We start from the raw sequence: 21,995 nt of genomic DNA, 5'->3' as shown, positions 1-21,995 counted from the left end.
AAAAATAACACATATATAATAAATACTCAGGAGTAAGAATAAATTTTGTCAATTGCTTTAATAATCAAGATACTTGCATGATAATTTATCGGTATCCGTTGGCGAAAGTATTAATTCATTGCTATAATCCTGAATGTGTTGATTAATTGAAGAAATTATTGATATTTCCGGAATGTGAATAAATACAGATTACAAAGATCAATATTTTTGTTTTAATGTACGAATAAAAACGGTTTAAGAGAATTTAGGAAAATTTACTATGTACAAAAAAACATCACTTGTGTTAACTGCCTTATTATTAGGATGTTTATTTACTAGCATACCTATAGTCGTAAAAGCTGATGTCTTAGTGGTACAAGCTAATAATACAGAGTTAAAAAACCTCATAGAAGAGGGAAAAAGACTGGTAGATTCTAAAGATTATAATGGAGCGATCGCTGTTTATCAACAAGCCGCACAACTAGCTCCCAAAAATGAAAGAATTCATGCGGGTATTGGCTATTTACATACTCAACAAGGCAATTTCCCCTCAGCCTTAGCTGCTTATCGTCGAGCTATTGCCATTAATCCTAATAATAGTGATTTTTACTATGCTGTGGGTTATATCAAAAGTAGTACGAGAGATAACAAAGGTGCAAAAGAAGCTTACCGTCGCGCTATCCAATTAAATCGGAATAATCTTAACGCTTATTTAGGATTAGGAGTTGCTCAAACTAGCTTAGGTGATTATCCATCAGCTTTGTGGGCTTATGAACAAGCAGTTAATCTAGATAAAAATAATCCCCGTACCTATGAGTTAATTGGTTCAATGTTTAAACAAAAACGGCAGACTCCACAAGCAAACAAAGTTTTGAGAAAAGCATTAGATTTGTATCGGCGGGGAAATGACACAGAAGGAGCAGAGAGAGTACAAACAATGCTGCGAGAAATAGGTGGTTAGATTTGAGTTTTAAAAAGATTTAGATCCCCGACTTCTTGGAGAAGTTAGGGATCTTTTTTTGAGATATTTTTAAGGAGAATCTTAAGTGTTACTAAGTTAATATCTACCAACCTGCCTTACCTTTTTTACATATACTACCTGTAAAAGGCTGTACCCCAATCACAGGATAAGCATCATTGGCAGGGGTAAAAATCCGCATAAAGGCTTCAGAAACAAATTGAGCCATATTAACAAACATTTTGGAGATAGCCATAATATTAAGCCCCTTTTTCACTTTTTTTATCGGTGATATTTTTACTGTAATCCTGTCATTATCTATTTGCTAATATTCTCCATATATCTATACTAAACATCATCTTTTTTTAGATAACTTTGCAATACTTTATAATTGTGATTTCTCTAACTTTTTTATTTAATTCTAATTGTAACCGAAAATTTATAATTGGGTATTTCCAGAGCAAAATAATAGTTTGTACTATTAAGAAATATAAAATAATCGCAAAATAATAGCTTAACTCCCTTGTAAATATAGGCTTTTGGGCAATTTAGGATTATTTATTCACTAGGCCTTGACATTATTTATGGTGAATATTACCATAAATAGAGCAGCATTCTTGGTAGGGAAATCTCAAATGACAACTTTCCCAGATATAGAGTATGAAAATAAAAGCTATCAGCACCCAGAACTAAATCTCAGTTCTGAAGATTACAGCTTGCTAACTGATCTTTATCAGCTAACAATGGCAGCTTGTTATGTGGGTGAAGGTATAGAACAAAAAAAATCCAGTTTTGAATTATTTGTCAGACGCTTACCTGATGGTTTTGGCTATTTAATAGCCATGGGTTTAGCACAAGCTTTGGAATATTTAACTAAATTCCGGTTTAATGATGCTCAAATTGCAGCTTTGCAAGAAACGGGCATTTTTACCCATGCAAATCAGCGTTTTTGGCAACTTTTAAGAGAAGGTTGTTTTACTGGAGATGTGTGGGCAGTTCCCGAAGGAACAGCGGTATTTGCCAATGAACCCATGCTGCGAGTAGAAGCACCTTTATGGCAAGCGCAGATAGTAGAAACATATCTTTTAAATACTCTTAATTACCAAACTTTAATTGCGACTAGAGCGGCAAGATTACGGGATATAGCCGGAGAAAAAGCTACACTTTTAGAATTTGGCACGCGCAGGGCTTTTAGCCCCCAAGCCTCGCTATGGGCTGCACGGGCAGCTTTGGCAGGTGGTTTAGATGCCACTTCTAATGTGTTAGCTGCGCTACAGCTAGGACAAAAACCAAGTGGTACAATGGCACACGCTTTAGTCATGGCTTTATCAGCATTAGAAGGGAGTGAAGAACAAGCTTTTACAGCATTTCATCAATATTTTCCCGGTGCGCCATTATTAATTGATACTTATGACACGGTTCGCGCTGCTGAAAAATTAGCAGAAAAAGTCAATTCAGGAAACTTAAAATTATCTGGAGTCAGGTTAGATTCTGGGGATTTAGTTAGTTTATCAAAACAAGTGCGATCGCTATTACCTAATATATCAATTTTCGCTAGTGGCGATTTAGATGAATGGGAAATTAGCCGACTTAAAACCGCAGGAGCAGAAATTGATGGTTATGGATTAGGGACGAAATTAGTGACAGGTTCACCTGTAAATGGCGTTTATAAACTTGTGGATATTGATGAAATTCCTGTAATGAAAGAATCAATTGGTAAATTCACTTATCCAGGTAAAAAACAAATTTTCCGCTCCTTTATAGATGGTAAATTAAAGAAAGATAGATTGGGTTTAATAGCTGAAAATTCTGGAAATGCCAAACCTTTATTGCAGTTATTTATGCAAGCAGGTAAACAATTGCAAGTGCCAGAAACTTTAACTATAATTCGCCAACGAACTGCGGCTTCTGTGATGAGTTTGCCAGAAGAAACACGAAGATTAGAAAATCCTATTTCTGTTAAAATTGAAATTTCAGAATCATTGCAAAAATTGACAGAAAAAACAAAAAGAAACAGAATTAACTAAATGGACGGGGAAACCCCGCCCCTACAGAAAATATGATGAAAATTGCTTTATTTGGTACAAGTGCTGATCCACCAACTGCTGGACATTTAATAATTCTCAAATGGTTATCTGAACGTTATGATTGGGTAGCTGTGTGGGCTGCGGATAATCCCCTCAAGTCCCAACAAACGCCTTTACCTCATCGGGCAGCAATGTTAGAACTGTTGATTAAAGATATCAATGTTTTTAGACAAAATATTGCTTTAGAACAAGATTTGAGTAGTTGGAAAACTTTAGAAACTGTAGGTAAAGCAAAATTACAGTGGGGTGAAAATGTTGAATATACCTTAGTAATTGGTGCTGATTTAGTGAGTCAATTACCCCGGTGGTATCATGTTAAAGATTTATTACAACAAGTGCAATTACTCGTAATTCCTAGACCAGGATATGTAATAGATGATTCTAGTTTAGAAAACGTGAAAAAAATTGGCGGAAAAATTGCCATTGCTAATTTAATTGGTTTAGATGTTTCCTCTACTGCTTTTCGTGAACAAGGAGATATTAATACTCTCACACCTCCCGTCATTGCCTATATTCATCAACAGCATTTGTACGAATGCCAATACGTAACCAAAAAAAGATTCTAAACTCCATCAATCAACAACCTTTAGCTGACTTTAAAGTTGGTGTTGATAATGTGATTTTTTCTGTAGATACTGCCCAAAATCGGCTGTTAGTTCTTTTAGTCATGCGACAGCAAGAACCATTTTTAAATTCTTGGAGTCTTCCTGGTACTTTAGTCCGTCAAGGAGAATCCTTAGAAGATGCTGCTTATCGCATTATGGCTGAGAAAATAAAGGTGAATAATCTTTATTTAGAACAACTATATACTTTTGGTGGTCCAAAGCGTGACCCCAGAGAACAAATTGATAGTTATGGAGTCCGTTATTTATCAGTTAGTTACTTTGCCTTAGTCAGATTTGAAGAAGCAGAATTAATTGCGGATAAAGTCGCTGGTATTGCTTGGTATCCTGTCAAACAATTACCACAATTAGGATTTGACCACAATGAAATTATCACCTATGGACATAGAAGATTAAAAAACAAATTAGAGTATAGTCCCGTAGCTTTTGAAGTCTTACCAGAAACTTTCACTTTAAATGATTTATATCAACTATATACCACCGTTTTAGGCGAAAATTTTGCCGATTATTCTAATTTTCGAGCGCGGTTACTCAAATTAGGTTTTTTATCAGATACAGGAATTAAAGTATCACGAGGTGCAGGTCGTCCTGCAAGTTTGTATAAGTTTGACAAGGCAGCATTTGCACCGTTTAAGGATAAACCTTTGGTGTTTATTTAAGGAAGAAAAGAGGCAAGAGTAATTGAACGCAGATGAACGCAAATAAACGCAGATAAATTATGAAAATCGCTATCGCTCAAATTAATCCTATTATTGGTGACTTGCCTGGAAATGCTCAAAAAATTCTGGAAATGTCACAACAAGCAGCATCAACAGGTGTCCGTTTATTATTAACACCTGAATTATCTATTTGTGGTTATCCACCCAGGGATTTATTACTAAATCCTAGTTTTATAACAGCAATGGATCACACATTGCAAAAATTAGCTGAAGATTTACCAGCAAATTTAGCTGTATTAGTGGGAACTGTGGTTAAAAATTCCCAAGCGCATATTACTGGGGGTAAAAATTTATTTAATAGCATTGCTTTATTAGAAAATGGTAAGATTCAGCAATTTTTCCATAAACGGCTATTACCAACTTACGATGTTTTTGATGAACATCGTTATTTTGAACATGGACTAGAAGCCAATTATTTCACATTAGATGATCTCAAAATTGGCGTAACAATTTGCGAAGATTTATGGAATGATGAGGAATTTTGGGGTAAGCGGAGTTACGCTGTTAATCCTATTGCTGATTTAGCAAATTTAGGAGTAGATTTAATTGTTAATTTATCTGCTTCACCCTATACTGTTGGTAAACAACATCTGCGGGAAGCAATGTTAAAACATAGTGTAATTAATTTTCAACAGCCGATTATTTATACAAACCAAGTTGGCGGAAATGATGATTTAATTTTTGATGGTCGGAGTTTTGCTTTAAATAAACAAGGTGAAATTGTCTGTCGGGCTAAGGGTTTTGGATCTGATTTTCTCACAGTTGAATTTAATTCCAATCAACAAGATTTAGAGTTAGGTGATATTTCCCCTGCTGATGAATCTGAAGATGAAGAAATTTGGAATGCTTTGGTTTTGGGAGTCAAAGATTATGTTGGTAAATGTCACTTTTCTAAAGTTCTGTTGGGGTTAAGTGGAGGAGTTGATTCGGCATTAGTCGCGGCTATTGCCACTGCGGCATTAGGTCAAGAAAATGTGATTGGTGTCTTAATGCCTTCTCCCTATAGTTCGGAACATTCTATTAGTGATGCTTTAGCATTGGCAGCAAATTTATATATTAAAACCCAAATTTTACCGATTGGGGAATTAATGCAAAGTTTTGATAATTCCCTCAGTGAGTTATTTTCAGGTACAGAATTTGGAATTGCGGAGGAAAATCTCCAATCTCGAATTCGTGGTAATTTATTAATGGCAATTTCTAATAAATTCGGTTATCTGCTTTTATCTACTGGCAATAAATCAGAAGTTGCTGTTGGTTACTGTACCCTTTATGGTGACATGAATGGGGGTTTGTCGGTAATTGCAGACGTTCCTAAAACCCGCGTTTATTCTATCTGCAAATGGTTAAATTCTCATCACCAAAAAGAAGTTATTCCCCAAAATATTCTCACCAAAGCCCCAAGTGCGGAACTCAAACCGGGTCAAGTTGACCAAGATTCTCTTCCAGCTTATGAAATTTTAGACGATATTCTGCACCGTTTCATTCATCAACATCAATCAGCAACACAAATTGTTACCGCAGGTCATAACCCGATAATTGTTGATAGAGTGTTACAACTGTTATCCCGTGCTGAGTTTAAACGGCGACAAGCTGCACCGGGATTAAAAATTACCGACCGCGCTTTTGGGACTGGGTGGAGAATGCCTATTGCCAGTAGTTGGTCAGCATTGAAAAATACTTCTTCTTAATTATTTTTACTGACTTCAAACACCAGATCCCTGATTTCTCTAAGAAATTGGGGATATACAAATTTTAAGTAAAATTACTGTAGGCAAATAGCTAGAGAATAGTAATAATTAAGACATAAATTTCAAATTAAAGTAACTTTAAGAACATACTATTATATTAAAACAGGAGACAAGATCATTCAAAATCAATATCTTTATTAAAATTTTCTAACCATAATTTTTACTGCTATAATTAGCAATTTCAGCCGCAATTTGCCAAATTTTACTCCTAGATAACAAGTAAAAAACATGAAACTAACTCAACTGCTTATGAAATGGATTATCTCCCCCAGCTTAGTGATATTAACCAGCTTATCTATGACAACAAATAAAGCTCACGCTGGTAGTTATCCTGAACCAATTGTATCAACAGATGAAGAAAAAGTTTCAGAAGTTTCAGAAGTTTCAGAAGCCCTGACTCTTCCCGCAGTCTTAAGTTGGGACAAATGGGAAAAACCTTATGTATCAGGAGCAGATTTATGCAGACGTAAAAATGGTGATATCATTTGTTTACCTACAGAAATAGCCAAAAAAGTAGGAGTACATTTTTATGCCCCCAAAAAATCCATAATTTCCCCAACAGCTAAAAGTAAATAAGTTTTTGATGTTTCTATCTCTTTAGACTCTATTTTGGAAATATTGCTAACTCGGTTTTCGGATCAAAAAAGTGCAGTTTATCAGGTACAAATGATAACCAAAGTTGCTCATCTATATTTATGGATCTATCGGGTGGAACTCTAACTTGTAAAGGTTGTCCATCTAGATTTTGTAAATCAGGATCAGTAATTTTTACAGATAGAAAAGTATCGTTTCCTAAATTTTCTACTAAATCTACTTTGACTGGTAAATTTTTGGTAGCAGGTACACCTAAAATTAGATGTTCTGGACGAATACCCAAAATTAAAGTTTGCCCGTCATAAGGTTGTAATGCACCTTCCCAGACACTTGATAGGGTAAAGCGAAAGTTAGCATGGGTAATTAATAAAGGTGCGTGAAACTCCACGGAGATAAAATTCATGGGTGGAGAACCGATAAATTCAGCGACAAAACAATTAGCCGGACGGTTATATAGTTCTAATGGAGCGGCAACTTGCTGGATTTTACCCTCTGACATAATCGCAATGCGATCGCCCATTGTCATAGCTTCAGTTTGATCATGGGTGACATAAATCGTCGTTGTTCCCAACTGATGTTGCAATTTAACAATTTGACTGCGAGTTTCAGCCCGTAATTTAGCATCTAAATTAGATAATGGTTCATCCATTAAGAATACTTGCGGATTACGGGCGATTGCCCTTCCTAATGCTACCCGTTGTCTTTGTCCCCCAGAAAGTTGTTTGGGTAAACGATTTAACAAAGCCTCAATTTGTAACAAAGTCGCAACTTTTTGCACACGTTCATCAACAATTTTTTCTTTGGGAGAAATATAACGCAATCCCTTGGGTAACTTTTTTGTCAACCCTACCAGTAGATTTTCGCCCCATTGAGTAAGTGGTTTTTTCCCGACTTCTTCATCACCAAACTGACGACGTAAACCAAAAGCGATGTTGTCATATACAGTCATGTGAGGATAGAGAGCATAATTTTGAAACACCATAGCGATGTCTCTAGCTTTGGGGGGTAAATCATTAATCAAGCGATCTCCCACCGAAATATTACCACCAGTCATCACTTCCAAGCCAGCGATTAACCTCAGCAAAGTGCTTTTACCGCAACCAGAGGGGCCCACCAGCACCATGAACTCACCATCAGCAATAGTTAAATTAATCCGTCGCAAAACACTGACACCATCTGTGCCATCTTGTTGCGTTTTTGCCCCTTCCCCACTGCGGGAAGTAAAACTTTTATAAACGTTTTCTAATACAACTTGTGCCACAAGAATTCACTTTAAAATTTATTAATTTATAGAGGCGGAATTTTTCCACCCATACATTACATAGTATATAGCGTTCCGAAATAAGATGTGAACGCCCAAGCCTAGCAAATAAATAACACCTCCTTTTTCTCTACCTCTGCACTCTCTGTGCCTTTGTGGTATGGCTTACGCCACGCTATGCCTGATGCCTCCGGCTCCCGCAGGGATACGGCACACTACGTGAACGCTAACGTTGAAAAAAACAAATATTATTTATTTAGGATGATTGACTTCAGCAATTCTTGAATTTGCTGATTAATAATCTTGCCATCAAAACGTTCACTAGCACTAATCCTAGCATAATTAGCAATCTTCGCAGTTTTTGCAGATTCTTGCCAACAATTATTAATCACCGTTGCTAATTCTTGAGATTTCCCAGGAGTGACTAAAAAACCATTAATACCATCTTCCACTAATTCCATTGCACCTCCAGCTTCAGCAGCAACCACAGGTTTACCGCACAGCATAGCTTCAACAATAACCCTCCCAAAAGGTTCAGGTGCAGTGGAAGTATGGGCAACCACATCACAAACTGCCATTAATTGGGGAATATCCCCACGAAAACCTAAAAACTTAACTCGATTTTCTAGCCCCAAGGCAGTAACTTTTTGATGTAAATCTTTGACATATTCATGTTCACCAAATAAAGCATCACCAACTAATATTACTACTACATTGGACGGACATTGAGAAACTGCCTCAATTAAAATATGCTGTCCTTTCCAAGGAGAAAGACGGCTAAAATGTCCGACAACAAATTTATCATCTAATCCTAAATTTTTTCTTAATTCTCTAACTTTTAATTCATCAGCTTCATAATCTTTTGCTGCAAAACCATTATAAACAACCTGAACTAGATCCGGTTTTCCTCCAGCTTGTAAAAATGCCGTTTTACTAGCTTGAGAATTAGCAATTACCAAAGCAGCACAACGGTTAATTAAATTCACAGCAACCCGGAGATTGGTGTTACTAAAATGTTCTGTAGAAAGAATATCATGTAAATGATAAACCAAAGGACGACGAGCTAAAAAACTGGCTATTGCCCCCACCACCAAGGCTTTTTGAGTATTAGCATAGATTAAATCATATTGTTGAGCGCGTTGAAAGACCTGATTAATTAAAGGGGTGATTTGTCCTAAACTTCCTAATGCTTGGAATAACCCACTTTGTTTACTAACTTTAATCGCCTGATTTGTTAAAACCTCCACAGGAATTTGATTTTCTTCGAGTAATTTCCTAAAATCACCATTTGCAAATAAACCAACCAAGGCATTTTGACCATAAGGTTTAGCAATATCCACTAAACACAATTCAGCACCACCAGGTTTACCACTTTGGTCTAAGAATAAAATTTTCATACAATCTCTATGGTTAATATTGATTTAAGCTAAGAGAACCTGCCGCACTTGTTGAGCAATATTCGTCCAATCATAATGTTTAATTGTGTAATTACGACATTCTTCTCTGGAAGGTAAAGGTAGTTTACCTAACATGATTTGTGCTAATTTATCAGCAATGCTTTCAACAGTAATCGTTTCAGTAATTAACTCTGGAGAAAATCCCTGTAAAATTTCTGGCATTCCCCCCACAGGTGTACATAAAACAGGAGTACCACAGGCTAAAGATTCCAGAATAGCTAATCCAAAACCTTCAAAAGATTGACTAGGCATAACAGTTAAATCAGCCGCTTGATAGGCTAGAGGTAAATCATTTTCCGGTAAAAACCCTAAAAATTTTACATTATTTTCCAAACCTAATTCTCTGGCTTGTTGTTGAAGTAAGGCTTGGATATGACCACGACCAGCTATAGCTAACCAAATATCAGGAATTCCCGATTTAATCGTAGCTATAGCTTGTAATAACTTATCAATTCCCATGCGATGAACTAAGCGACGGGAAGTAAATAATATAGGCTGATTAGTGGGCCAACCGAGTTTTATTCTGGCCTCTTGACGTGATAAATTATTCCGAAAATGATCAATATCAACTCCACCAGGAATGATGTGAATTTTCTGCCAGGGAATTTGGTATTGTTGATGTAAAATCTGACCAAAAGCTTTACTAAGAACAATAAAGCGATCGCACCGATTATAAGTGCTTTGTTCTATTAGCTGTTTTTTTAGCCAAATGCTAAATTTTTTATTAACTACTTCTTCTTGACTTTCCGAAGCCCAAGGACCATGAAAGTTAAAAGTAACTGGTATTCCTTTGGGTAAAATATCTAAAATTGGAAAGCTATATAATGCAAAATGGAGATTAATAGCGTCAGGCTTACTTAGTCTTGTTTTCTGAAAATTATTCCGAATTGACCATAGCCTAGAACTAATTTTACTATCTGGATCAGCTAAATTAGTTAATTTAATATGTGTATTCTTTGCATCTATTGGTAAACCAACTCCACATAATTCTACTTGATCTTCATGGGCTGCTAATTGATGAGTCAGTTCATAAATATACCTTTCTAATCCTCCAGGATTTTTAGGAAACCAACCCATACCTAAAGTTAAAATAGATGCAGATACTGAATTTAATTTGATATCTTTATTTTTCATGTAGTTATCTCCTTTCATAGATAAATTGAGATTAGTTATTTTGATTTATGCTTTTATTTATTTTGCTTATGCGAAGATAATTTATTTTCAGCATGATCTTCTAATACAAGGCTGAAAATTAAAACCAGTTTAAATATAAAAAATATTTTATTGCTAAATAATCACTATTAACCTGTCAATATTTGATTGGCAAGGGTTTTTTATGAACTAAGAAATATTACTAATGATAAATATTATACTGGATTTTAAAAAAGATAAATTGAGTTAAATAGCATAAATTTAGAGGAATTGTCTATAAAAACAGCATTATTTTCTTGCTAATAATGTATGAAATATCACTATTTTTATTGATTAACAAATAAAAATTTTATCTGAGCAGTATCAGCATTTATATATTGAGTATAATTTATTTATTTTAAAAATATGTTTTATTCATAAAGTTTTGATGAAATAATATGCAGACTTATATTTATTTGTTAGTTTATAGGTAAGAATTTAGAAGCTAGTACCACAAATCAAAATTAAGAGTTAAAAATTCAAAATCACAACAGGAAACTCTAAAAGCTTTTAAGTGATGATTAATTAATTAACTAAAACATTACTATGAAACTATGAACAATAAATTATTTACGCAGTTTAATAAAAATCGCCACAAAGTCCACCGATATCTGAATGGTTTAGTTCGGACTAGATATTTGCGAAAAAAAATAATCTTCAATATTTTACTAGCTGTAACCTGTGGACTAATAGTAACATTCGCGGGAATGACTATGGATTTAGCCACAACTAAAACGCCTAAAATATCTAAAACAGTTCCAAAAATTCAAACACCTGCAATATCTAAAACAGTTCCAAAAGTTCAAAAACCTGAAATATCTAAAACAGTTCCAAAAGTTCAAAAACCTGAAATAGCCAAAAGTTCTGAAGTTAGCTATATCACTTCTTGGTTAGGAAATACAATTGGTAATGGTAAATTACGAGTACAAAACAATATAGAAGGAATGTATGTCCAAGATGATGGGACTATTTATACAAATAGCATTTGGGATGAAGCAGGTCATGAAGCAGGAATATATAAAGATGGTAAACCAATTTTGAGCCTTGAAGATACTCATGGTTGGAATCGTGGAGGTGGTAAAGCAATCACAGTCAACAGCAAATATATTTATATTGCTATGTCTCAAGGGGGAATGGATCAAAGTAAAGAAGATTATCCGCCAAAAGATCAAAATTGGTATTGTGTCAGACGTTATGACTTAAAAGGAAAACCTGCACCTTTTGGGAAAGGAAACGGCTGGGATAAAAGTATGTTAATTACCAGCAAAAGCCATCAAGTCACTGGATTAGCCACAGTAGATAATAAACTATTTGTCAGCAATGCTGCTGAAAATATTGTTCGGGTTTATAATACCGAAACAATGGAGGAATTAAATAGTTTTACTATTACCAATCCAGGCAATATCACGATTGATAAGAAAGGTAACTTGTGGATTATTCAAAATAAAAAAAGTAACACACCAGGGAAAATTGTCAATTATTCTCAGACAGGGCAGAAATTATCCCAACAAATTACAGATATTGAGCAACCATCAGCATTAGCCATTGATAATCGAGGCAGATTGTTAGTAGCAGACAATGGTATAAATCAACAAGTGGTGATTTATAATATTAATAATCAGCCAGTTCGTGTAGATACTTTTGGCGATAAAAACGGTATTTTTAGTGGTGTCCCTGGAGAAGTCAAAACATCAAAACTTTATGGCATTACAGGAGTTGGTACAGATGCCACAGGTAATTTCTATATAAATAGTAATGGTTTCAATAAATCAGGAACAGATTTAAGGAAATTTTCTCCATCAGGACAAATACAATGGCAATTACTAGGATTAATATTTGTAGATAATGCCGATACTGATCCCCAAACAGATGGTGTTAATGTATTCACCAAACAAGAACAATATGTGATGGATTATAGTCAGCCTGCTGGTAAACAGTGGACTTATAAAGCCTACACAATCAATCCCTTTAAATATGCTCAAGATCCCCGTCTACATACATCCCCAGATGGAACTTTTGTGCGTCGGATTCAAGGAAAACCTTTTTTATTCCTGACAGATATGTACAGTAGTTTTTTACAAGTTTATCGTTTTCAACCAAATACAGACGGTAAAATTGCCATTCCTGCTGCGATGTTTGTGGGTACAAAGGAAGGGAGTAAATCTATTAGTGGAAATTGGCCACCCTATCAACCTGTCAAAGGAGAGTGGATTTGGCGTGATAGTAATGGTAATGGTGCATTTGAAAAAAATGAATATGAGAGTAGTCAAGATTATCCCTATGTAGGAGGTTGGTGGGTAGATAGTAAAGGTGATGTTTGGAAAACTTTGCGAACTGAAGATGGTATTCGTCGTTATCCTTTGCAGGGAATAGATAATAAAGGAAACCCCATTTATACCTATAGTTCGATGCAAAAACTCAAGACTCCTAGCATCTTTAACGACTTGCGACGGATTGAGTATTTTCCAGAAACAGATACTATGTATTTGTCAGGCTTTACCACAGAACATCCCGCATTTGGTGACGACACTGGAGTTGTCGGCTCGGAAATTGTCCGCTTTGATAATTGGAGTCAAGGAAATCGCACTCCTAAATGGCGAACTGTAGTTCCTTATGACATCACTGGTAAGCGCGAAGTTTCTACCGCAGCCATAAGTATAGCTAGTGATTATGTGTTTGCCGTCACTGTAAAAACCGCAGAGGTATATGTTTATAAAGCTGCCACAGGAGAATTCGTGAAAAAGATGACTCCAGGGAAAGAAGTTGGTGAGGAAAGTGGCTGGATTGATATTCCCCATGGTATCCGTGCTTTTCGTCGGACTAATGGTGAATATCTCGTATTTGTAGAAGAAAATTGGAAAGGAAAGGTACTTATCTATCAATTTACTATTTGATATATAGGGCTTGCTGATACCGCAGCGTTAAAAGTCTTTTCGTTAGGGCTAGGATTCAGGAGGAAGAATTAGCAGGAGGGAAGAATAGTCTTGAATCATCTTTAAACCTGAAACTCCCCAGTTTATTCAAGAAATTGGGGGGTTAATTTTTTATATTTTTAGAAACCCAATAATTGTTTAGTCTAAATACATAAAATTTGCGATCAAATCACTTTCTTTTGTGTTGCACAGGTGACTTTTTATTATTTGAAATGTAATTAAAATAAAATCAAGGGCAATTATTATGTAAAGCCTAATTTATGTTTGTCCAGGCTTCATATTTTAGGCATAAATTCATTAAAAAAATAAATAAGCCCTGCCAATATTTGCCTATCATAAAAATAGTTATATTTATCAATAAATTCAAAGGAGTTATTGATGCGTTATACAAATGGTTTCAAGCAACAAAAATTTACTTTTATTTTGAATTAATTTAGAATTATGAATAATAAGAAAGCACTAATGTTATTAGAAAAAATAATTTCTAAATCATTACTCAATCAGATGCAATATATTCATTGCAGTTTAGTTTCATGGTGGATTTTGCGTTGGGGAAGTCAGCCTTTAAAATTTTCTGAAAAGTCAGTAATAGTTTTTTCTCCTCATCAAGATGATGAAACCTTTGCTTGTGGAGGCATGATTGCCAGGAAAAGAGAACAGGGAATACCAGTAGCTGTAACTTTCTTAACCGATGGGAGAGGTTCTCATGGCTCAGATCCACATATTCAAAATCAAATTATCCATATTCGGCAACAAGAATCTTTGACAGCGTTGAATATTTTAGGAGTAAACACTTCAGAAATTCATTTTTTTAATCAGCGAGATGGCAGTTTATCAGGGTTAAATATAGCAGCCAGGCAAGAGGTAATTAATCAAATTTCTCAACTCCTCCAGTTTTATCAACCAGGGGAAGTTTATGTACCTCACCGCAAAGATTGTCATCAAGATCATGAGGCTACTTATAACTTAGTGAAAGAGGCAATTAGCCAATGCAAAATCACAGTAGACATATTCCAATATCCTGTTTGGGTATTCTGGCGATCGCCATTATTTATTCTTTTGAAATTACAAGATATTGCGGCAGCTTATCGCTTTTCAATTACTTCAGTAAAAGAGAAGAAAGAAAAAGCTATCGCCGCCTATCCTTCCCAAATTCAGATGCTACCTCATGGATTCATTAAGAGATTTTTAAATTCAGACGAAATATTTTTTAAATCTGAATCTTGACTAATTAAATGAGATATCAGGGTTAAAGGTTATTTGTGGCTATACCCTGAAATCATATTTATCTAAATATTTGCTGTAAATAATTACTGTGGAGAATCTTTAAATGCGAATTCTACATATTACTAATCATGTTCAAGAAATCGGTAATGGAATTGTCAATGTAGCTGTAGACTTAGCTTGTTTGCAAGCAAAAAGTGGTCTTGATGTTGCTGTAGCCTCTGCTGGTGGAGAATATGAAAAATTATTAGCAAATCATGGTATTTGCCATTTTCAATTAAATCAGTGCCGCACACCATTAAATCTTATTAAAGCCATTTGGGATTATCGCCAGATAATTAAAGAGTTCCAACCGGATATTGTTCATGTACATATGATGACAGGAGCTATTTTAGCAGGGATTTTTCGGAAGAATAGAGAATATCATTTAGTTTCTACTGTCCATAATGAATTTCAACATAGTGCGGTACTCATGGGATTAGCAGATCAGGTAATTGCAGTCAGTAATGCCGTAGCTAATTCCATGATTCGACGGGGTATTCCGGCAAGAAAGTTGCGAGTAGTCAGCAACGGTACTTTAGGAAGTCCTCGGCATAAAAGCCTTCAAGATTATCAACCTCTAGCACTGGCAAGTCCATCTATAACTACTGTAGCTGGAATGTATAACCGTAAAGGTATTTATGAGTTAATTGAGGCATTTAAAATAGTTGCCACAGATTTTCCCCAAGCACATTTATATTTAGTAGGAGATGGACCAGATCGTCCTCTGTTCGAGGCCATGGCACAAAGTACAGCTTTTAGTAATCGCATTCATTTTGAAGGATTCCAGTCAGAACCGCAACGCTATATGTTAGCAACAGATATCTTTGTGCTGGCTTCACACTGCGAATCCTTTGGCTTAGTGTTAACAGAAGCGCGGGAAGCTGGTTGTGCAATTATAGCCAGTGATGTAGATGGCATTCCGGAAACTTTAGATCATAGTCAAGCTGGGATTTTAGTGCCACCTAAAGATATTCCTACCTTAGCTAATGCTTTAACACAATTACTGAGCGATTGCCAACTCTTAGATCAGTGGAAATTCCGCGCTCAACAAAATCTAGCAAGATTTAGTGCCGCACGGGTGAATGAAGAAACATTAGTTATATACCGTGAATTAATGAGATTAGACAATATCATCAAAGTCATAGAACCCAGAGAATTCGCCAATCTGAATTAATTCCTTGGTGCTAATGTGCATAGCAATTCCTTTCTCATAATAAGCAGCTTCATTGATAAAAATAGGATAAACAATAGAATCTCCTTGATACAAAATTTCTTCACCTGCGAAAGTCATAAAAATAGGATCACCTGGATGTAGGGGTTCATAATCTTTAAACTGAAGTTGGGGGTGAATCATCGCTTGAATTTCCCCGGCTTCATTGCGAGGATAATCAATACTACCAATTGATTTATAAACTGTTAGCGTAGGATTTTTTAGAGAATTTTTACCTTGGTTATATTCTTCAAAATAATCTAAAATATTATAAATAAGCTGCTCTGTTTGTTGAAATAATTCAGCATTTAAAATTCCCTGGGGTACAGCACCAACTTCAATGGCAAAACCAAAATTACACAAGGAACGGAGAAACCCACTGCTTTTTTGTTGTTCATGAATATAGACTTTTACTAAAGGATTATTTGCACTTAAATCCGCAGCTAATTTGAGTAAAAAAGGATGTTGATTTCCCAAAATAATACATAAACCCATGTTTGCTGTAGTTGTATGTAAATCAATGATTGTATCTACAAATTCTTGATTCTCTGATTGTAATAGTTGTTTAATTTCTTTAGCTCTTAAATCTTCATAGGTCGAAACCGTTGTATCTAGCAAATCTTGACTATAGAAGCAGCGGTTTAAATCTTTCTCAATATATCTTCTCCCTTTAGCAATAGCTTTGAGATTTCCCAATAATGCCAAAGTTTGAAAACTTGGTCTAATAATTAAATTTTTATTCTCCTGAAATTTTTTAACTAAATATACTCCTGTTAACTCATTACCGTGACTTCCTCCCACAATTGCCACTCTGTTAATTCGATTCATAAACACCTCATAGGTAACAAAATTTGCTAGAAAAAAGAAAATATCAAGGTAAGCATTCAGCCTTCAGTTATCAGCTATCAGCAAGAATTGAATTGATAAGCATTCTGAATATTAATTACTGATGTCAGTCTCCCCACTTCAAAACCCCTAAAATCCGGTTTTAGCTGACTGCTGACCACTGATAGCTGAATGCTTACATATTAAGACTCAGATCCCCGACTTCTTCAAGAAATCGAGGATCTTGTTGTTCACGAATTAAATAATCATCCTATAAAATTGAATGCTTCCTTTATAGAGGAAGTCTTTTTGCAGATTCTTCAACAACATTAGGCATTATATCGCCTATGGTATTAATAAAGTTTTGGGCATAACGTTGGGTAGAAAACTGGAGAGCGCGTTGTCGTGCGGCTATGCCCGCAGACTGGGCAAATTCTTGGTCGTCAAGATAGCGCAGAATGGCTTGTGTGAGGGCATTGGCATCGTCGTAAGCTGTTAAAAGTCCATCTACACCGTCGGTGATAATCTCCGTGGGACCACCAGCATTGCCAGCAATGACAGGTTTACCTAATGCCATAGCCTCAATAATCACAATTCCAAACGGCTCTTTATCAGAAGCATGGACAAATATATCCATTGCTTGCACCCATTCGGGAACATTGCGCTGTAACCCTGCCATAATCACTCTGTCAGTTAATTCCAAGTCAGTGATTTGTTTATTTAATAATTCCTCATAATCTGGTTCAAAATCATGTTTACCACCAACTACAACACAATGGGCATCAGGATATTTTTGTAAGACTTGGGGCATTGCCTCTATCAAAACGTGCATTCCTTTCCAGCGTTGCAAGCGGCCAACAATGCCAATTAAAGGCACATTTAAGGGCAAACCTAGTTTTTTTCTCGCTTCTAGGGGAGATGGCAAAACAGTAGGATCAAATCTATCTAAGGCTACACCAGGATAAACTAAAGGAGTTGGTCTGTGAGGCCAAATCTGTGCTTGTGCTTGTTGACCATCTTTTGAGAGAGTAACAATTGCTTGGGCTGGGATTAAAGTCGCCAACCGGACTAACCAAGTTTGATCATAAGGAACTTCTAATTGATACCATAGGGCTGGTAAACCGGCGAACATTGCCGCTAAACCACCAGAAATATGGGTAATCCACATCCAGTTAACGATCGCATCTACACTTTCTTGACGAGCGATCGCTGCTATCCGCAAAATAGTTGCAATAAATCGGTGAATTTGACGCAAACGACCGCTGATCACAACTCGCGTATCAATGCCCAGGCTTCTCACCTGTTCTACCATTGGGCCGTCTTCTAAAAATATCGCCAACCACTCGACATTGGCATTACGTCCCTGCTGCATCAAATCTAAAAACATCATTTCACCACCGCCTCGTTGTTCGGCTAATGGCATGATAACCATAACTTTCATAATTTTAACCTAATAGCTTTATAGTGGATATTTCTGACAAAAATCCTGGTTTTATGTTTTAAGCACAGATAAATTTGGATGAGTAAAAAAATTTTGACTTACTTATTTTGTCTGTTATTTAAGTTTTTATTCCTTGATGTTGATAATATTTATGTGCTGCCATTGCCATCGCAAAAAATCCCCACAAAATCATCCCGGAAACACTCAGCATTCCGCTACCAATAATTAGTTGTGTACAAGAACTAATAGCAATAGCACGGGCAGCACTGACAAAACTATCAAACCGGGCTTCAGTATATTGGCTAACAGTAATAATCATTAAGATTAATGCACCCATATAAGGAATGCCTCCCAACCAACCCAATGTAAAAAACATATCTAAAATCCCACTATCAATGACAACTACTTCTATTTGTCCCGTTTTTTCATTGACTTTCCAGATATTTCCTAAACCGTTCCCGAAACTATTAGTCAGGGCTAAACCCAGGTTTCTGTTATAACTCCCTGATCTATCCTTTAAGCTACCATCGGCTTGCAAATTAGTAAAAGTTTCTAACCTAGAAGTCACAACTTTGTTAATTGGTTCTATAGTCAGCAAGGGAACAACACATATGGCCATTACTAAAATGATTGTAATTAAGCGCATTTGAATTCTGGCTTTAACCGAACCGATGATCATAATTACTCCAAATAACCAACCACCCCAATTAGTCCTTGCTTGTGATAGCAAAAATGATAAATATCCCACCGCTGAAGCTGGAAAAATTAAAGGGCCGGAACTGGTGAATAATAATAAAAGTCCAGCTTGCATGACTGCACCAAATGGCCCGACTGAATGCAGTGTACTCCAAACACGCATTCCAAAAGGTACAGGATTTCCAGAACTGGTAAAAAGTTTTGATTCTATTAACCAAAATCGATCCCACTCAGGGGCGACGACAAATTGATAGATACCGTAAGTTCCTATCAGCAATACACACCAGAGAAATACCCGCTGAATGTTTTGCCGATAACTGGGATAATCGCGCCAATTTATAAATAAGTGAAAAGCGAAAATAATCGGACTTATCCAGTCTAGAAAACCCCGGATTACTGGAATTGGTTGATTGTAAACTAGACCAATCAAAAAAGCATATAATACCCCAATAAAACCCAATAGAAAAGGCAAACCACCTTGACGAATTGAGCTAGGAAGATATTTTAAGAAAGTTGCTATGGTGACAAATACTACTAAATAAGGTGCTATGAGCATTTGTCGGGTAGGGTCCCAGCCAACACGATAGTCAACTAAACGAGTTAGCAAGGGTGAAAGAAACCATATCCACCAAGTAAAGCCAATGTAAAGTATGGGATGTCGCAAATACAAAAACACAGCTACTAGTAAAGCTGTCACGGGAAAAACTAGGCGCAACATTGCAGCACTAATAAAATAACCAGATGTTATTAAAAAAAGGAAGCCGAGAATGACTATCCAAGCCTCTGCTGCTCGTTCGTGAGGATAAAAATTTTTTCGTGAAAAACTATTGAAAAGTATTGGTTTGGAAATCACTTTGATCTCGATGTTGGATAAAAATTTGGGTGTTTACAAATGTTAATTAATAGCCAAGATGGTGTTTTGCCAGATTGATTTTTCTAGATTGGATTCTATATTTTTGATATCCTAACCACCTTCCTTGTAAGGATGCTTGCAATTTTTTAGTCGCAAGTTCTCTTTGGTTGGGAAACAATCTTAGCCATTGACATATTCCTAAACTTTCCCTGGTTCCGACTAAAACTGACCAAAGTAAAAATACTACTTGGCGCGGTGAGGAAAGATGTTCTAATAAAACTAGGGTTTCGTTATGGACTAGGTTGATTAATGCAATGTCGTTAAAGTTTTGGCGTTGATCTTCATCAAAACGTTGGGCTGGATAATGATCTACAGCAATACTGGGATCATAAATCATTTTCCATCCGGCTCGTTTGAGGGTGAGAGCAAAGGACATTTCAAAATGCACCTGTGCGCCTGTTCCTCGCATTCTTTCATCAAAACGCAGTTTACCAATAGCCTTGGTACGAAAGCTCATGTTTACACCTTTGAGAACATCAACTTCGCGGGGTGCGCCTACGCCTAGATGATGGTTGCCAATGACGCGCCCACACCATTGTAATTTACCAACTATGGGGCGAGAAGCGTCTTCTAATTTATCTCCTTGATAAATCCAGTCACGGCCACCAACGCCACCAATGGAACCATTGACGCTAAAATGAGTATTAATTGTAGCTAACCAGTCCGGATGGGGGGCTGCGTCATCGTCGGTGATGGAAAGGATATCACCGTTAACTTTAACTAATCCAGCGTTGAGGGCGGCGACTACTCCCGGTTGGTTAACAGTCACAATTTCTAGAGGTAAGTGGTGGTGCAGTTGGGCGAGAAACTGCTGAGTTTCTGTGTCTGTGTCGCGGATGACGACGATCGCCTGATCAACTGATTTAGTTTGCTGTTGTAGGGCTTTCAGACAGCGGCATAGGTCTTGAGGACGGCGATAGGTGGGGATGAGAACTGTGTTTCTCATGGTTGTTTAATTCCGTAAAAATAGTGAGATAGTTTTGTGCCATATTTGTCCAGCTATGCTGTTCGGCGACGATGCGAGCAGCTTGTCCCATTTGTTGACGTAATGAGCGATCGCTGGCTAAAAGAGACAAACTAGCAGCTAAATTATCAATGTTATCGGTTTCTGGCAAGACAATTCCTGCTTCGGCTGTGACTAATTCTGCGCCCCCTGTGGCGGTGGCAGTGATCACTGGTAGAGCGGAAGCCAATGCTTCTAATAGTACAAGGGTGCAAGCTTCGTAACGGGAAGGAAACACAAATAAATCTGCTGCTTGCATAATTTTGGCAATATCTCGACGATAGCCCAAAAAATGGACTCGTTCACTGATACCTAAACTATTTGCTAATTCTAAAAATGGACTACCTTTAGTGTCTCCTACGACTGCTAAATGTAAATTAGCAACTTTTTTTAAAGCTTGTAATACCGTATCTAAATTTTTTCTCGGTGTGCGAATATCTCCCGCAAATAAAGCTAAGGTAACATTTTCTGGCAAACCTAATGAAGTGCGAGAACTGACACCAGGAGTAAATTCTTCTAAATCTACACCATTGAGAACGACACGAATTTTCTGGCGAGGAACACCAATATTTACTAATTCTTTAGCAACTTTTTCGGAGACAGCAATAATACTTTTGGCTTGAGAGAAAGCTTGTTTTTCCCAATAGGAATTAGCCGCAGTAAATAACCATTGATATAAACCGTAAAAATCTCGGCGACTGCGAGAAATATGTACAGGAGATAGCCACCATGAACTATGAACAAAATGCACAGCATTCACATCTGCTGCCCCCATAGTAATCGCACCATTGACTTTAATTAAATCAAAAGTATCTCGATTTTTACGCAACCAATCTGCACTTTTTTTTGCAAAAATGAAATTGCGAATCAATTCGCTAGGATAACCTTCCACTGGGATAGAAATCCAATTAACGGAACTATTCTCTAACAATTCTGGGGCAACTTCACTGGCTAATAATGTTAATTGATAACCCTGACGAATTGCTTCTTGAGCTACTTCATAATTAACTCTTCCTTGACCATCACCTTTCTTAATTTTGTGAGTAACAATACAAAGTTTCACGGATAACCTCTGTTTATTTAATGTACTG

Annotated in this window: 18 protein-coding genes; 9 read left to right on the top strand and 9 right to left on the bottom strand. The window is 36.4% G+C overall.

The annotated features are described in order from the left end of the window. The first annotated feature begins 259 nt into the window (after positions 1–259). Entirely contained in the window at positions 260–940 is a 681-nt protein-coding gene (locus FJR11_RS10795; protein ID WP_168503680.1) for a tetratricopeptide repeat protein, read from the top strand. Between the two features lie 103 nt (positions 941–1,043). On the opposite strand, the gene FJR11_RS10790 is transcribed toward FJR11_RS10795, so the two are convergent. After that, the gene (locus FJR11_RS10790; RefSeq protein WP_168503679.1) at positions 1,044–1,193 is read right to left on the bottom strand and encodes a nicotinate phosphoribosyltransferase; all 150 of its coding nucleotides are present in this window, start codon (positions 1,191–1,193) and stop codon (positions 1,044–1,046) included. Between the two features lie 379 nt (positions 1,194–1,572). Between FJR11_RS10790 and FJR11_RS10785 the strand changes: the two genes are divergently transcribed. The 5 genes from FJR11_RS10785 to FJR11_RS10765 all read left to right on the top strand — a co-directional run bounded on the left by FJR11_RS10785 (position 1,573) and on the right by FJR11_RS10765 (position 6,690). After that, the gene (locus tag FJR11_RS10785; RefSeq protein ID WP_168503678.1) at positions 1,573–2,964 is read left to right on the top strand and encodes a nicotinate phosphoribosyltransferase; all 1,392 of its coding nucleotides are present in this window, start codon (positions 1,573–1,575) and stop codon (positions 2,962–2,964) included. Between the two features lie 35 nt (positions 2,965–2,999). Next, positions 3,000–3,590, top strand: coding sequence for a nicotinate-nucleotide adenylyltransferase (locus FJR11_RS10780; RefSeq protein ID WP_174763000.1), 591 nt, complete (start codon positions 3,000–3,002; stop codon positions 3,588–3,590). Beyond that, positions 3,560–4,306: an NUDIX domain-containing protein gene (locus tag FJR11_RS10775; RefSeq protein WP_168503676.1), complete on the top strand. Its 747-nt coding sequence runs from the start codon at positions 3,560–3,562 to the stop codon at positions 4,304–4,306. Before FJR11_RS10780 ends, FJR11_RS10775 begins: the two co-directional genes overlap by 31 nt. 59 nt (positions 4,307–4,365) lie before the next feature. Next, complete coding sequence (locus FJR11_RS10770) at positions 4,366–6,054, top strand: NAD+ synthase (RefSeq protein ID WP_168503675.1); 1,689 nt, start codon at positions 4,366–4,368, stop codon at positions 6,052–6,054. Between the two features lie 357 nt (positions 6,055–6,411). Next, the gene (locus FJR11_RS10765) at positions 6,412–6,690 is read left to right on the top strand and encodes a hypothetical protein (protein ID WP_217358225.1); all 279 of its coding nucleotides are present in this window, start codon (positions 6,412–6,414) and stop codon (positions 6,688–6,690) included. A gap of 28 nt (positions 6,691–6,718) precedes the next feature. Here FJR11_RS10765 and FJR11_RS10760 read toward each other — a convergent pair whose 3' ends face one another. The 3 genes from FJR11_RS10760 to FJR11_RS10750 all read right to left on the bottom strand — a co-directional run bounded on the left by FJR11_RS10760 (position 6,719) and on the right by FJR11_RS10750 (position 10,560). Beyond that, positions 6,719–7,969 (bottom strand): ABC transporter ATP-binding protein, encoded by a 1,251-nt coding sequence (locus tag FJR11_RS10760; RefSeq protein ID WP_168503673.1) that lies wholly within the window; start codon positions 7,967–7,969, stop codon positions 6,719–6,721. Positions 7,970–8,217: 248 nt separating this feature from the next. Further along, positions 8,218–9,366 (bottom strand): glycosyltransferase family 4 protein, encoded by a 1,149-nt coding sequence (locus tag FJR11_RS10755; protein WP_168503672.1) that lies wholly within the window; start codon positions 9,364–9,366, stop codon positions 8,218–8,220. Positions 9,367–9,390: 24 nt separating this feature from the next. Further along, positions 9,391–10,560 carry a glycosyltransferase family 4 protein gene (locus FJR11_RS10750; protein WP_168503671.1) on the bottom strand — a complete coding sequence of 390 codons (1,170 nt, stop codon included), beginning with the start codon at positions 10,558–10,560 and terminating at the stop codon, positions 9,391–9,393. Positions 10,561–11,171: 611 nt separating this feature from the next. Here FJR11_RS10750 and FJR11_RS10745 point away from each other — a divergent pair. The 3 genes from FJR11_RS10745 to FJR11_RS10735 all read left to right on the top strand — a co-directional run bounded on the left by FJR11_RS10745 (position 11,172) and on the right by FJR11_RS10735 (position 15,990). Continuing rightward, positions 11,172–13,511, top strand: coding sequence for a hypothetical protein (locus tag FJR11_RS10745; protein ID WP_168503670.1), 2,340 nt, complete (start codon positions 11,172–11,174; stop codon positions 13,509–13,511). A 480-nt stretch (positions 13,512–13,991) separates the two neighbouring features. After that, the gene (locus FJR11_RS10740) at positions 13,992–14,777 is read left to right on the top strand and encodes a PIG-L deacetylase family protein (RefSeq protein ID WP_168503669.1); all 786 of its coding nucleotides are present in this window, start codon (positions 13,992–13,994) and stop codon (positions 14,775–14,777) included. Between the two features lie 103 nt (positions 14,778–14,880). Then, positions 14,881–15,990, top strand: a complete 1,110-nt coding sequence (locus FJR11_RS10735; protein ID WP_168503668.1) for a glycosyltransferase family 4 protein — start codon at positions 14,881–14,883, stop codon at positions 15,988–15,990. Here FJR11_RS10735 and FJR11_RS10730 read toward each other — a convergent pair. From FJR11_RS10730 to FJR11_RS10710, 5 genes are all read right to left on the bottom strand, one after another. After that, positions 15,937–16,854, bottom strand: coding sequence for an aspartoacylase (locus tag FJR11_RS10730; RefSeq protein ID WP_168503667.1), 918 nt, complete (start codon positions 16,852–16,854; stop codon positions 15,937–15,939). The genes FJR11_RS10735 and FJR11_RS10730 overlap by 54 nt on opposite strands. 289 nt (positions 16,855–17,143) lie before the next feature. After that, positions 17,144–18,292, bottom strand: a complete 1,149-nt coding sequence (locus FJR11_RS10725) for a glycosyltransferase family 4 protein (protein ID WP_168503666.1) — start codon at positions 18,290–18,292, stop codon at positions 17,144–17,146. Between the two features lie 118 nt (positions 18,293–18,410). Further along, positions 18,411–19,841, bottom strand: a complete 1,431-nt coding sequence (locus FJR11_RS10720; protein ID WP_168503665.1) for an O-antigen ligase domain-containing protein — start codon at positions 19,839–19,841, stop codon at positions 18,411–18,413. Between the two features lie 46 nt (positions 19,842–19,887). Then, on the bottom strand, positions 19,888–20,847 hold the full coding sequence (locus FJR11_RS10715) for a glycosyltransferase family 2 protein (protein ID WP_168503664.1): 960 nt from the start codon (positions 20,845–20,847) through the stop codon (positions 19,888–19,890). Further along, positions 20,765–21,967 (bottom strand): glycosyltransferase family 4 protein, encoded by a 1,203-nt coding sequence (locus tag FJR11_RS10710; RefSeq protein WP_168503663.1) that lies wholly within the window; start codon positions 21,965–21,967, stop codon positions 20,765–20,767. Before FJR11_RS10710 ends, FJR11_RS10715 begins: the two co-directional genes overlap by 83 nt. Positions 21,968–21,995: the final 28 nt, after the last annotated feature.

This window comes from Anabaena sp. UHCC 0187, assembly GCF_009712035.1.
Classification (GTDB): domain Bacteria; phylum Cyanobacteriota; class Cyanobacteriia; order Cyanobacteriales; family Nostocaceae; genus Dolichospermum.
Note: the sequence above shows the minus strand (reverse complement) of the source record. Positions and strands in the feature narration are given on the sequence as shown.

Bases quoted from the DNA above. Each gene is read 5' to 3' on its own strand.
- FJR11_RS10755 (WP_168503672.1), bottom strand. From the start codon at position 9,366: ATGAAAATTTTATTCTTAGACCAAAGTGGTAAACCTGGTGGTGCTGAA.
- FJR11_RS10775 (WP_168503676.1), top strand. From the start codon at position 3,560: ATGCCAATACGTAACCAAAAAAAGATTCTAAACTCCATCAATCAACAA.
- FJR11_RS10735 (WP_168503668.1), top strand. From the start codon at position 14,881: ATGCGAATTCTACATATTACTAATCATGTTCAAGAAATCGGTAATGGA.
- FJR11_RS10765 (WP_217358225.1), top strand. From the start codon at position 6,412: ATGACAACAAATAAAGCTCACGCTGGTAGTTATCCTGAACCAATTGTA.
- FJR11_RS10740 (WP_168503669.1), top strand. From the start codon at position 13,992: ATGAATAATAAGAAAGCACTAATGTTATTAGAAAAAATAATTTCTAAA.
- FJR11_RS10745 (WP_168503670.1), top strand. From the start codon at position 11,172: ATGAACAATAAATTATTTACGCAGTTTAATAAAAATCGCCACAAAGTC.
- FJR11_RS10790 (WP_168503679.1), bottom strand. From the start codon at position 1,193: ATGGCTATCTCCAAAATGTTTGTTAATATGGCTCAATTTGTTTCTGAA.
- FJR11_RS10715 (WP_168503664.1), bottom strand. From the start codon at position 20,847: ATGAGAAACACAGTTCTCATCCCCACCTATCGCCGTCCTCAAGACCTA.
- FJR11_RS10725 (WP_168503666.1), bottom strand. From the start codon at position 18,292: ATGAAAGTTATGGTTATCATGCCATTAGCCGAACAACGAGGCGGTGGT.
- FJR11_RS10780 (WP_174763000.1), top strand. From the start codon at position 3,000: ATGAAAATTGCTTTATTTGGTACAAGTGCTGATCCACCAACTGCTGGA.
- FJR11_RS10795 (WP_168503680.1), top strand. From the start codon at position 260: ATGTACAAAAAAACATCACTTGTGTTAACTGCCTTATTATTAGGATGT.
- FJR11_RS10785 (WP_168503678.1), top strand. From the start codon at position 1,573: ATGACAACTTTCCCAGATATAGAGTATGAAAATAAAAGCTATCAGCAC.
- FJR11_RS10770 (WP_168503675.1), top strand. From the start codon at position 4,366: ATGAAAATCGCTATCGCTCAAATTAATCCTATTATTGGTGACTTGCCT.
- FJR11_RS10750 (WP_168503671.1), bottom strand. From the start codon at position 10,560: ATGAAAAATAAAGATATCAAATTAAATTCAGTATCTGCATCTATTTTA.
- FJR11_RS10730 (WP_168503667.1), bottom strand. From the start codon at position 16,854: ATGAATCGAATTAACAGAGTGGCAATTGTGGGAGGAAGTCACGGTAAT.